This window comes from Desulfosarcina cetonica JCM 12296 (genome assembly GCF_001311845.1).
Taxonomy (GTDB): domain Bacteria; phylum Desulfobacterota; class Desulfobacteria; order Desulfobacterales; family Desulfosarcinaceae; genus Desulfosarcina; species Desulfosarcina cetonica.
Genome location: NZ_BBCC01000184.1, coordinates 1 through 12,020, shown reverse-complemented (window position 1 = coordinate 12,020; position 12,020 = coordinate 1). Strand labels below are relative to the sequence as shown.

The window sequence follows — 12,020 nt, the reverse complement described above, 5'->3', positions numbered from 1 at the left end:
ACGAATCCGTCAATTTTGAAGGGAGACGCCGTGCTTATTCAACAACTCATACAATCGCGTCTTGGACAAACCGGAAAACTTGCAGGCCGCCTGCCAGCTCCCGTGAGAACTTTGCGAGAGGAATTGGAGGTAGATCTTCTCGGCCTGCTTGCGATAATCCATCCATTTGACGACACCACCGGCAGCATCCTGGAATGCCACCCGCCCGTTGGAAGGGCCGCCTTCCGGACACGCATTGGCCGTGCGCGCCAGAATGGCCGTACGGTATTTGGAGGGGAAATGTTTGGGCACCAGGGTAGGGTCGGCACCGGCGTTGGCCACGGCATGTTCCAGTACACTGATCAGTTCGCGCACATTACCGGGCCAATCGAACTGCTGGAGGACATCCATAAATTCAGTCGCGACCCCTTTGGTTCCCATGCCGTAACGCACGCCCATCCGCTGAATGGTGTGATGAACGATGGCCGGGATGTCCGCCTTGCGTTCTCGAAGAGGTGGCAGCCGGATTTCAATGCCGCGAATCCGGAACAGCAAATCTTCACGAAATTGATGATCGCGCACCATCTGATCGAGGTCCCGATTGGTCGCCGCAACCAGCCGAAAGTCAACCGAGATCTCCTTGTTGGCACCAACGGCCCTTAAGCGACGCTCTTGCAGGGTTCGCAACAATTTTTTCTGGACGGCCAGATCGAGTTCTCCAATTTCATCCAGAAAAAGCGTTCCTCCGGCCGCCTGGACAATCAGCCCCTCCCGGCGGCTGTCGGCACCGGTAAAAGCGCCCTTCTCATGACCAAACAAAATGCTTTCGACCAATGTCTCCGGCAATGCACCGCAGTCAATGACCACAAACCTCTCATCCGAACGCCGGCTGTTTTCGTGGATCGCGCTGGCAAAGAGCTCTTTGCCGGTGCCGGTTTCCCCGGAAAGGAGAACGCTGCTATCTGTCGCCGCGGCTTGGCAACCTCGTCAAGACAAAAGCGGATCTCATCGGAGTCGCCGACAATCCGGTCTCTTTTCAGAATGGCCGGTTTCGTTCGGCCGGCTTTTTCCGCATGGTATTGCAGTGCCCTTGTAACCTGAAACGAAACCGTTTCAATCAAAAACGGCTTGCGCACATAATCCCAGGCACCGTATTTAAAGGCCAGTTCAGCCGCTTCGGCATCGCCCGTGCCGGTAATGATCATGATCTCGGGAGCGCTGGGCAGCCGGAACAGATCCGGCATGATCTCAAGCCCGTTGCCTTCGGGGAAGTCCAGATCCAACAAGACCAGATCGAAATCCTGGTTTCCGGCCATGGACAAGCCATCCGCCAGGCTGGCGGCGGTCCGGTGCCGATGCCCCAAATCGTCAATCAGCTCTTCCAGGAGCTGCTGAATGCCCGAATCGTCATCCAGAATCAAAACCCAAGCCATAATTTCACCGTTGTTCCATTGCCATGGTCTTATTTAGTCCAGAAGATTCCGGATACATGCGGTCAGGCGCCGCTCGGTAACCGGCTTGGCCAAAAACGCACGAATACCAATCGCTTGCGCCTTCTTTTCATCCAAATTGTCGCTGAACCCGGTACAGATGATGATCGGAAGTTCCGGTAAAAGCTTGAGGATATTTATGGACAAGTCATCACCACACATGCCTGGCATGGTCATGTCGGTAATCATCAAATCCGGCACGTCGGAACGGTCCGTGACAAACGCGAGGGCGGCTTCACTGGATGTAAACGCGGTGACCCGATAGCCTAGGTCGATCAGCGTTTCAGACAGGACTTCGGCAATCAGGTTTTCGTCGTCGACCACCAGGATGTGCTCGCTACCGCCGGCGATAGGCATCGTCTGGGCCACGGCTTCCGTGACATCGTGATTGTCAATACAAGGCAAAAAGATATCAAAGGCGGTTCCCCGGCCCGGTTCGCTGTGAACGGATATCTGGCCGCCATGTTTCTTGACGATGCCGTGAACCACGGACAACCCCAGCCCCGTTCCCGCCCCTCTCTTTTTGTCGTGAAGTAGGGATCGAAAATCTTGCCGAGGGTCTTTTGATCCATGCCGCGGCCCGTATCGGCGACCCGTAGATGGGCATAGGCGCCGGGCCTGACGTCAAATCCGGTTTGAAGATCGTCGGGCCCCAGGTCGGCCGGTGCCAGGGAAACCGTAATTTGGCCGCCGATGGCGCCGATGGCGTGATAGGCGTTGGTGCACAGGTTCATCACCACCTGATGGATCTGAACCGGGTCGGCCAGCACCCGGCCGCATTGGGACGCGATATCCGGTTTGATCGCGATATTGGCCGGAATCGTTGCCCGCAGAAGCTTGATGGCCTCCTTGACGATAATACGGGTTTGAACCGGCTTGCATTCGGGTTTGCTCTCCCGGCTGAAGGCCAGAATATGGTCAACCAGATCCCGGGCGCGCATCCCCGCCTGGAGAACGATATCCAGCTTTTTGATTGCCGGGCTGTTTTCGGGCAGCAGGTGGGCGGCACGTTGGGTAAAACCGATGATCGAGGTGAGGATATTGTTGAAGTCGTGGGCGATACCGCCCGCCAGGGTGCCGATCGCTTCCAGTTTCTGCGCCTGCAGGAGTCGTTGCTCGGATTCTTCCTTTTGCATTTCGGCCAATTTCTGTTGGGTGACGTCCTGGCTGGTTCCGACAATACGAATCGGTTCGCCATCGTCCCCATATTCCACATGGCCCATGGAATAGATGTACTTGACCCGACGATCCGGCAAGACAATCCGGTGGACGTTGTCGATTGGCGCCCCTTTTTCCCTGGCATCGGTGATTTGCGCGACGACATCATCCCGATCGTCGGGATGGACCCGTTGGAGAAACCTGTCCAGGGAGCCGTCGAAGGCATCTCTTTTCCATTCGTAAATGTGGTACATCTCATCGGACCAGATCGGTTTTCCGGCTATCGGCGCGACCTCCCAGTGCCCCAGTCCGGCAATGCGCTGGGCCAGCCGATGCATCGCTTCGCTTCGCTGAAGCGCCAGCTCGGCTTCCTTGCGGGCGGTGATATCCTCGATCGTACCTTCCATTTCCATGGGCTGGCCATCCCCATCACGGATGAGCCACATGGTCATGGAGACAAAAATCCTGGTACCATCCCGTCTTTTGCCTTCCACCGACAACCCGGCGACGTGCCTGATGCCAACAGCATTTCCAACATGCGATCCCGGTCTTCGGGATTTCGGTAGAGGTCCGAAACCCTCGTTTCCATCAGCTGCTCAACCGACGCATAGCCATACTGTTTGGCTAAAGCTGAATTGGCCATGACAAACCGCCCTCCCGGGTCCTTAATGGTTGTCCGGCACAATCCCACCGGTTGATTCTCGATAAACCGGCGATACAGGATGTCACGCTGCTTTGTGACAGCATTCCTTTTTCTCTGTCGGATGCCATAAAAGGCAAGCCCCCAAAAAACGGGCAGGACGACATCGACATCCCCATGGATTCGGCTAATCAGCGGATTCGATGAAAACCACGCGCCGGTGAGCCCCAGATAAAAAACGGCCAGGGTAAAAAGCAGGATCGGCACCTGATACGCCCGATCCCCCGATGAATGGTCGTTCAGCATTTTCCCCTCACAACGATGGCCGCCCCCGGAATCGTCACGGATGTAATGAAATAAATGGACGCAAAGGGTATTTAACGGGACCGAGTACCCCTTGCTGAAAAAACATGGATGCCTTTGCTGGAAGTGGGGGCAAGTCGCTTTTCACATCTTCATCCAACCCTAATTATCTCCACCGTGCGGATTTACTTTAGGGCTGAGACCGTGTAATAGCCTGCTGGTCCGGACAGGGGAATTCATGTCCGGATGCTGGTTTCGATGAACCCATGAAAAAGATACGTTCTGTAGACGCCGAGGTAGATATGAACCAGGCAGGCAAAAAAGAACTGATGATGGGCAATGAGGCCATCGCCCGCGGATTGGTCGAACACGGCTGCGGCATGGCGACCGCCTATCCGGGAACCCCGTCTTCGGAAATTCTCGCTTCCGTGGCCGCGCTTCAGAAGCGATTCGGCATCACGATGCATACCCAGTGGGCCGCCAACGAGAAAGTGGCCTTTGAAATCGCCTATGCCGGCAGCCAGACCGGCCTGCGGACGGCCGTGGCCATGAAACAGGTGGGGCTGAACGTGGCCTCCGACCCGCTGATGAGCTCCGCATACATGGGCTGTGCCGGCGGATTCGTCATCATCTGCGCCGACGATCCCGGTCCGCACTCCTCCCAGACCGAGCAGGACAGCCGCATGATGGCCATGATGGCCAAAATTCCCGTGCTGGACCCCGAATCGCCCCGCCAGGCCAAATCCATGGTGGGTCTGGCCTACGCACTTTCCGAGGAATTCCGCACACCGGTGATGCTGCGGCCCACCACCCGGGTGTGCCATTGCCGGCAGGATGTGTCACCGGACACGATTCCCACTGCCTCCCGGCAGCCGGACTTCAAGAAGGATCCCCTGCGTTGGGCGGCCACGCCCAAATTCCGCTACCAGCTGCATCTTGAGCTGGAAGCCAAGCTGGCCGAAATCGCCGCTTACCCGGCCACCGCGCCGGTACGGCGCAATCCCCAAGCCAGCGGCCGACGGGCGGTGGTGGCCAGCGGTGTGGCCGCCGCCTACACAGCCGAGGCCTTGGGCGATCTCGGCTTATGGGATCAACTGCCCTTCTATCAGGTGCTTCAGCCGTTTCCCCTGCACACGGCATTCGTTGAGCGACTTTTGGGCGACCATGACGAGGTGCTGGTCCTTGAGGAGACCACCGGCATCATCGAAATGCAGCTGGCCGATCGACAGCGGGTCAAGGGCAAGCTCAACAAGGTGGTACCCCGCGTCGGCGAATTCCTACCAGAGAAGGTCGAACGGTTGCTGGCCGCCTTCGCGGGTCTGACGACGGCCATTCCCGAGTTGCCCCAGGCGCCGGGCCGGCGGCCCACGCTGTGCGCGGGTTGTCCCCACCGGGCCAGCTTCTTTGCCATCAAGAAGGCCGCCCCGCGCGGCATCTACACCAGCGACATCGGCTGTTACACCCTGGGGATGAACCTCAAGGCCGTGGACACGGTGCTGTGCATGGGAGCGGCCATCAGCCAGGCCGCCGGATTTTACCAGGCCTATCGAAACGCGGAAAAACGCCCCGACATCGTGGCCACGATCGGCGATTCCACCTTCTTTCATGCCGGCATCCCCGCCCTCATCGATGCGGTCAACCAGAACGTGCGCTTCGTATTGGTCATCCTGGACAACCGCACCACGGCCATGACCGGCAGCCAGCCCACGCCGGCCACGGGAACCAGCGTGAGCGGCAAGCCGCTGGTGAAAGTGGACATGGAGACCCTGGTCAAAGGCTGCGGGGTGGAATTTCTCGAAATCGGCGATCCCTACGATCTGGCAACCTTTACCACAACGGTCAAAGCGGCGGTGGCCTTCAGCCGCGAACGCGGCCCGGCCGTGGTGATCGCCCGCCATGGATGCGTCATCGACCTGGCCCGCCAGGGAGAGTTGGCCGCGCCCATTTCCGTGACGATCAATGACGATTGCGACGGTTGCGGGTACTGCCTGCAGCATTTCGAATGTCCGGCCCTGGTGGCGGTGGACGACGGCGCCCGCACGGCCGTTGACCCGCTGGTCTGCATGGGTTGCGGGGTGTGCCTCAACGTATGTCCCAAGGGCGCGATCGTGGCCAACGGGTAAATCAAAAAACCGAACCCATCGAGAATCAGGGATAAACAATCATGACGAATACATTTACCCATCAGATGGTCATCAGCGGCGTGGGCGGCCAGGGCGTCTTGTTCGTGACCCGCCTGTTGGCCGAGGCAGCCATTGCCAAGGCGCTGCCGGTATTCACCTCGGAAACCCACGGCATGGCCCAGCGAGGGGGAACGGTGATCTCCCATCTCAAGGTCGGGCCCTTTGCCAGCCCGCTGATCAACCCGGGAAGGCGGATAGCCTCATCGCCATGAAGGCCGAGAACCTGGCCCCGCATGGGGGTTATCTCAAACCCACGGGTTGGGCGGCGGTCAACGGTACGGCCGGCGATGGGCAGCCATCCCCCTTGAAAACGTTTTTTCTCGATGCCGACGGCCTGGCCGCTAAATTGGGCAACCCCAAGGCGGTGAATTTGATCATGTTGGGTTTTTTCCTGGCCCGCAACACCGTGGAGCAAGCCCACACGGCTCCCTTTTTCTGTGATCTGGAAGACATTTCCGTAATTCTGGAAAAACGCCTGCACAAAAATCCGCAGTTGCTGGCGGCATCTGTCCAGGCCCTGAAGATTGGCGTGGAATACCCGCCATGACCGATGATGAGGACGCCCCATGTTTACGGCACACGATATCCTGGATATTGCGATTCGGTTGGAGGAAAACGGGGAAAAGACCTACCGCGAGGCCCGACGGCACACACCGGATGCATCCCTGGCGGCCCTGTTGACCTGGATGGCCCAGGAAGAACACAACCATGCGCGCTGGTTCAATCGGCTGAAGGAGCGTCTGACCGAAGATGAGGACAGCCCGCTGCTGGCCGAATTCAGCCGCGCGCTGGCGGAGGATGTGGTTCAGGGGCAGAGCTTCTCCCTTCAGGAAGTCGACTTAGCCACCATCGACACCAGGGAGAAAATGATCCGCACCTTCATCGGATTCGAGGGGGATACGATCGCCTTTTACGAAACCCTGGGCAGCTTTATCGACGATCCGGTCGTCGCCGAGCAGTTGGGCCAGATCGTCGCCGAAGAGCGAAACCATATTGCCCAACTCCAACGGCTCCTATCCAGCGAACCGCCAAGTCCCTGAAACGCCAGCCCCAATAGCCGAATCGGGGGCGCTCACCGAATCATGAACCTGTCGGACGAGCGCCCCCCTTTGAATTTCCGGATTGATGCTCTATGGACACCGGTTTAGGTGTTCTTCTCGTGCGCCAACAATTCGGCAGCCTCGTCGACATTCAGGTTCTTGTGAATCAGGCCGTGCACGGCCGTCAGAAGGGCCACCGGATAGGGGCTCTGCCAGACATTGCGCCCCATGACAATCCCCTTGGCGCCGCCCTGAAGTGCCCCGTGGATCATCTTGAGGGTATCCAGGTCGGTTTCGCATTTCGGTCCGCCGGCAATCATGATCGGCACGGGGCAACCGGCCACGACTTTGTCGAAATCCGTTTCCGTGTAGTAGGTTTTGATGATGTCGGCACCGTGCTCGGCACCCACGCGGGCCCCCAGGGCGATGAATTTGGGATCCTTTTTCTTGTCCTCGTTGGTCTTGCCCAGGCCGATGACGCCCAAAAGGGGCATGTCCCACTTGCGGCATTCACTGGATAGATGGGCCATGCCGATCAGGGTCTCATGTTCGTAGGGCGAGCCCACGAATGCCGACGTGGCCACGGCGTCCACCGCTAAATGCAGGGCCTCCTCCACCGTGGCGGTCTGGCCTTCACGGGTCAGCTCCGGCCCGGCAATGGTCGCCCCGCCGCTGGCCCGCAGGATCACGCCGGGATCCCCGGCCGGCGCATAGGCATGGTTGTAAATGCCCTTGGTCATCAGCCAGCAGTCCACCTTGCCGGTGGCATCCAGTTGGCGCAGGGTCGCTTTGATATCCACGATACCGGTCATGGGCCCCAGGGCCATGCCATGATCCACGGCCAAAACCAGGCTGCGGCCGGTTTCCGGGTTCAGAATTCTTCTCAGGCGTCTTTCTTTTCCATTCATGCGGTTGCTTCCTTTATTTCGATTAGACGGGCTTTTCAAACAGCCCTTAAAAGGTCACGATGCCCCGGATCATGGCCTGCGCCTTGGCCCGCTCGACAGCATCCAGAAAATTGTCCAAAGTGAAGGTGTCGGACACCAGATCGTCCACGGTGATGGCCTGGGTTCGGATCAATTCCAGGCAATGCCGGAAATCGTCGGGCGAGCAGGCAAAGGTGCCGGTCAGGGTGATCTCCATGTAGTGCAGCCAACGGGGATCCACGCGGATGGTTTCGCCGGCCGGCGGCCCGCCGAAGATATTGAAGGTGCCGCCCTTGCCGGTCAGTTTCAGGTTGGCCTCGACCACCTTGGGAATCCCCAGGGAGGCGATCACCACCGCAGCCCCCCGACCTTCGGTTAAACGGTCGATCTCCGCCGCATGGTCGGTCGTGGCTGAATTGATACAATGGTCGGCGCCCATCTGCGCGGCAATTTTCAGGCGGTTCTCGAGGATGTCGACCACGATCACCGTGGCCCCCATCCATTTGGCCAGTTTCAGGTGCATCAGCCCCATGGGACCGGCCCCCAGGATCACCACCCGATCTCCCGCCGTCACCCGGCAGGTCCGCAGGGAAGCGTAGGCGCAGGAGAGCGGCTCGGCCAGGACGGCCCGCTCAAAGGGCAGGTCGTCGGCCAGTTTGACCACCCCGCCGATCTCGATGATCTGCCGGGGCAGGCGGACATATTCGGCAAACCCGCCGGCGATGCCGTGGGCCAGGCCGAATTCATGGTCGCACAGGTTGTGGCGGCCCTTGCGGCAGTATTCGCACTGGCCGCAAACGGCAATCGGGTATACCGCCACCCGCTCGCCGATGGCATATCCATCGACCCCGCTGCCGATCTCTGCGATTTCACCGACCACTTCATGCCCGAGAATGGTGGGCAGTTCCTTGGGCAGCCCCTGCCCCAACAGGGTCTTGATGTCGGTGGCACAGATGCCCGAAACCCGGGTGCGCACCACCATTTCACCCGCTCCCGCGGTCGGGGTGGGGTATTCCTCGATGCGGATATCGTCTTTTCCGTATACAACGGCTGCTTTCACGTGGGTTTATCTCCTTGCTGCGGATGCCGCACGAATGGCATCCATTAAGCGATTCACTTTGTCCGGATCCTTTTTCCCGGTGAAGGCCTCCACGCCGGAGCACAGGTCGATGCCGTAGGGGTCGACGGCCGAAAGGGCATCGCGGACGTTGTCGGGATTGATGCCGCCGGCCAGCCAGACGGGAAACCCCGGCGGCATCCGTCCCATGAAGGTCCCGGCAATGTCCCAATCGAAGGTAATGCCGGTCCCGCCAAACTTGGTTTTACCCCCTCCCGTGGCGGCCGTATCCAAAAGCAGGGCGCTGACCCCGGCTTCCAGGCAGTCATCCATCTGGGCCATCAGCGCATCGACGGTAACCGCATGGCCTGCCGGAGGCAAATGCAGGGATTGCCAGACCTGGGTCTGGGGAAAGGCTGTTACCAGCCGGCGCAAGCGCTCCGGGTCGGGATCGCCCAGAAACTGCACGGCAAAGGGGTTCAGGGTCTGAATGAGATGGTGGATCCGGCTTTCCGGCATCTGATATACCAGGGCCACGCCGGGCAACGGTGGCCGGGAGAACAGATCCACGGCGGCTTCCATGCGTAGCGCGCGCGGTGAGAAATCCACCTCCACCACCACACCGAAGAAATCCGCACCCGCATCGGCGGCCAGCCGGGCATCGGCGAGGTTGGTGTTCCCACAGATCTTGGCTTTATAGGAAAGCGGCATGCCTACCCCTTGAGCCAGTTGTCATTGATGAAACTGCGCTCGACACCGTTTTCGCTCACCGTGCCGCCGAGGTTGTCCACCTCGGTCTCGATGATGCGCGTATCGGAGATGTTCATCGACTTGAGGTAGGCCATCACCCGGTCGTAAACGTCCTGCTTCTGGGTCAGGGCAAAAACCGTCGGGCCGACCGAACTCATGCCGGCAATCTCCACGCCGATCTTGCGGAAAGCGTTGATGTACCGGTAGATGGGGGTACCGAAATTGCCATGCTGTTCGCACTCGGCGCGTTTGGAACCCAAATAGCAAAGGTCGAAAAGGGCATCGCCGATCTTCGTGAGGTCGCCCTTGATCATGGCCGGCAGCATGTCGAAGAGCACGATCTGAGCCTTGGCGCCGGACTGCAGGGCATCCAGGGTCCGCGCCCGCCGCAGGAGCAGCTCGACTTCCGATTCGGCCGAGGTCTCAACGCCGCGGAACTCGTCCGCGATGCTCTGGACCTCGGGAATGAAGAGAATCACCTTGGTGTCGGGCAGCTCGACACGATGAACCAAGACGAGGTCGTCGCTGGCCACCACCCAGCCGCCGTTGACGCCCACGATGGCCCCGATCCCGGTCTCGAAGGCCGGCAGCAGGAATCCGTTGTTCTCGGGGCTCTCCTCACAGGAGTGATACCCCATGATGCGGCGCAGCTCCCAGCCGTGGAAGGGCCGTCCCAGGACCTCGTTCATGCCGATGCACGCCGCGCACATGGTGCCGATGGAGGATCCCAGGCCCACATGCCGGCGTTTATGATCGTGAAGCTCGATTTCGAACCCGCCAGGGTACCCCAAGAGTTTTTTGAAGATATGGGCAAAATGGGTGACGATCAAAGGTCTTTCACCGGAAGTACGAATCACGGGTTCATCGATGGCCTTCACCTTGGCATAGAAGTAGACCGCGATGCTGACGCCAATGCCACCGCCCCCCGGCCGGTTGAGGTTGAAGCGGTTCATGTCCAGCACCGTCGGATGCAGGCGAGCCGGCACCTTGACCTCGATGAGATTGTGTTTGACCTGGTTGTATGTCCGGGGTTCAAGCCCGATGGTGGCATAGTCGTGGATAAAGCGTTCATCGCCGGGCTTGAATGATTCCAAGACCGTCGTGACTTTATCGAAACGGCCGCCAATAATTTCGATTTCCATCCTTTCGCCCTGCTGCGCACTGCCTTCTGTCGTCATGAATTGCCCCCCGATCAAATGCACGATAGTTGGGTTGTTGGATATGGGGTATCAGCCGCCATGTTGCTATTGACAGAAACAATTCATCAACACCCCGGCAACACGCGGATGAAATCCGATGGATTGAACACTGTTTACTTACTGGGTGGTGCTAAATTAGGTGGCGCTAAAAAAGTTGTTGTTGATAACACAGTTAAAATTTTGCTGTCAATACGCTTGGTGATGCCACCGCACGCGATAAATTCAGCCTCGGCTTGACTTTGCGGGGGGCTGCTTTTATGGTACGGCAATTTGTCCACTCACCGCCGAACGATTGCCTCAGAGGAAAATAGTCATCCATGAAATCAATGCCCGCGTCTGCCCCAGGATTGCTGCTCCTGGTTGCCGGTATCAAAGGTGCTATCGGCACCACTCTATCCGCCGCCGTTGCCGCCATGCAGGAGGCCCCGGACCTGATCATCCCCGGTCTGACCACCGCCAACCGTTTCGCGTTCCTGGGCGATTGTGCCCGTGTCGTCGTGAGCGGGTGGGACGTTTCCACGGAAACGGTGACCGCCGCCATCTGCCGCCACGGGGTACTGCCCGACGGGGTCTGGCGCCCCCATGCCGCCTTCCTGGACGAAATGTCCGTTTTCAGCGCACCAACGGCCGACGGCGATGTGGGCGATCAGATGGCGCGGATTCAAGCGGATATCGAAACGGTCCGCAGGCGCTGGCCCAAGGCGCGCTGCGTGATGCTCAACCTCTTGCCGGCGGCCTGCGATGTTGCCGATCCATCCCAATATGCGGACATGGCGGCGCTGATGAAGACACCCGCCGATACCCTGCTCCCCGACCTGGCCTACGTGGCGGCGGCGGTCGCGGCCGGCATTCCGGTGGTCAATTTCAGCCCCAACGCGGTGGAACTGCCCGCCATCATCCAGCAGGCCGAGGCGCAAGGCGTGCCCATGGCCGGCCGGGACGGCAAAACCGGCCAGACTTATTTCAAGGTGGTCCTGGCCTCCGCCCTCAAGGCCCGTGGGCTCTATGTGGACGGCTGGTACAGCCTCAACATTCTCGGCAATGCCGATGGGCTGAACCTGATGGACCCGGAGCGTGCCTGCGGCAAGCTGAACAACAAAACGCGTCTGTTGGACGACATTCTCGGCTATCCGGTGGGCGAGCGTTACGGCCGGTCGACCCACAAGGTCCATATCGACTACTATCCCCCCCGGGGGGATGCCAAGGAAGCCTGGGACGTCATCGACGTAAAGGGCATCTTCGGCATGCCCATGAGCCTGCGCCTCAACCTGCAGGGCCGGGATTCGATCCTGGCG

The 12,020-nt window shown here is 59.5% G+C and carries 12 protein-coding genes and 3 pseudogenes; 5 read left to right on the top strand and 10 right to left on the bottom strand.

From position 1 onward, the window contains the following. Positions 1–9: 9 nt before the first annotated feature. From JCM12296_RS51625 to JCM12296_RS48250, 6 genes and pseudogenes are all read right to left on the bottom strand, one after another. Complete coding sequence (locus JCM12296_RS51625) at positions 10–438, bottom strand: AAA-type ATPase lid domain-containing protein (RefSeq protein ID WP_479690884.1); 429 nt, start codon at positions 436–438, stop codon at positions 10–12. A 111-nt stretch (positions 439–549) separates the two neighbouring features. Further along, positions 550–897: pseudogene (locus JCM12296_RS51620) on the bottom strand (sigma-54 factor interaction domain-containing protein); the annotation flags it as partial. A gap of 254 nt (positions 898–1,151) precedes the next feature. Further along, positions 1,152–1,412: pseudogene (locus JCM12296_RS45885) on the bottom strand (response regulator); the annotation flags it as partial. A 33-nt stretch (positions 1,413–1,445) separates the two neighbouring features. Then, positions 1,446–1,826, bottom strand: a complete 381-nt coding sequence (locus JCM12296_RS27480) for a response regulator (RefSeq protein ID WP_054699825.1) — start codon at positions 1,824–1,826, stop codon at positions 1,446–1,448. Positions 1,827–1,928: 102 nt separating this feature from the next. After that, positions 1,929–3,073: pseudogene (locus JCM12296_RS48255) on the bottom strand (sensor histidine kinase); the annotation flags it as partial. Positions 3,074–3,075: 2 nt separating this feature from the next. After that, complete coding sequence (locus JCM12296_RS48250; RefSeq protein WP_054699821.1) at positions 3,076–3,573, bottom strand: PAS domain-containing protein; 498 nt, start codon at positions 3,571–3,573, stop codon at positions 3,076–3,078. A 263-nt stretch (positions 3,574–3,836) separates the two neighbouring features. Between JCM12296_RS48250 and JCM12296_RS27465 the strand changes: the two genes are divergently transcribed. The 4 genes from JCM12296_RS27465 to JCM12296_RS27455 are packed head-to-tail and all read left to right on the top strand — an operon-like array spanning position 3,837 to position 6,793. Next, positions 3,837–5,693: a thiamine pyrophosphate-dependent enzyme gene (locus JCM12296_RS27465; RefSeq protein WP_246804959.1), complete on the top strand. Its 1,857-nt coding sequence runs from the start codon at positions 3,837–3,839 to the stop codon at positions 5,691–5,693. Positions 5,694–5,734: 41 nt separating this feature from the next. Further along, positions 5,735–5,965 carry a 2-oxoacid:acceptor oxidoreductase family protein gene (locus tag JCM12296_RS50915; protein ID WP_422699183.1) on the top strand — a complete coding sequence of 77 codons (231 nt, stop codon included), beginning with the start codon at positions 5,735–5,737 and terminating at the stop codon, positions 5,963–5,965. Beyond that, the gene (locus JCM12296_RS27460; RefSeq protein WP_422699182.1) at positions 5,962–6,300 is read left to right on the top strand and encodes a hypothetical protein; all 339 of its coding nucleotides are present in this window, start codon (positions 5,962–5,964) and stop codon (positions 6,298–6,300) included. Before JCM12296_RS50915 ends, JCM12296_RS27460 begins: the two co-directional genes overlap by 4 nt. Positions 6,301–6,319: 19 nt before the next feature. Next, positions 6,320–6,793 (top strand): ferritin family protein, encoded by a 474-nt coding sequence (locus JCM12296_RS27455; protein ID WP_054699817.1) that lies wholly within the window; start codon positions 6,320–6,322, stop codon positions 6,791–6,793. 104 nt (positions 6,794–6,897) lie between these two features. Here the strand turns inward: JCM12296_RS27455 and JCM12296_RS27450 are convergent, their stop codons facing one another. Genes JCM12296_RS27450 through JCM12296_RS27435 form a run of 4 tightly spaced genes read right to left on the bottom strand, consistent with a single transcriptional unit; the run spans position 6,898 to position 10,704 of the window. Beyond that, complete coding sequence (locus JCM12296_RS27450) at positions 6,898–7,701, bottom strand: class I fructose-bisphosphate aldolase (RefSeq protein WP_054699815.1); 804 nt, start codon at positions 7,699–7,701, stop codon at positions 6,898–6,900. A 46-nt stretch (positions 7,702–7,747) separates the two neighbouring features. Next, entirely contained in the window at positions 7,748–8,779 is a 1,032-nt protein-coding gene (locus tag JCM12296_RS27445; RefSeq protein ID WP_054699813.1) for a zinc-dependent dehydrogenase, read from the bottom strand. 6 nt (positions 8,780–8,785) lie between these two features. Beyond that, positions 8,786–9,487 (bottom strand): phosphoribosylanthranilate isomerase, encoded by a 702-nt coding sequence (locus JCM12296_RS27440; protein ID WP_054699811.1) that lies wholly within the window; start codon positions 9,485–9,487, stop codon positions 8,786–8,788. 2 nt (positions 9,488–9,489) lie between these two features. Next, on the bottom strand, positions 9,490–10,704 hold the full coding sequence (locus tag JCM12296_RS27435) for a hypothetical protein (RefSeq protein ID WP_054699827.1): 1,215 nt from the start codon (positions 10,702–10,704) through the stop codon (positions 9,490–9,492). A 338-nt stretch (positions 10,705–11,042) separates the two neighbouring features. On the opposite strand from JCM12296_RS27435, the gene JCM12296_RS27430 reads away from it, so the two are divergent. Next, on the top strand, positions 11,043–12,020 hold a 978-nt coding region (locus tag JCM12296_RS27430), incomplete at its 3' end, for an inositol-3-phosphate synthase (protein WP_054699809.1).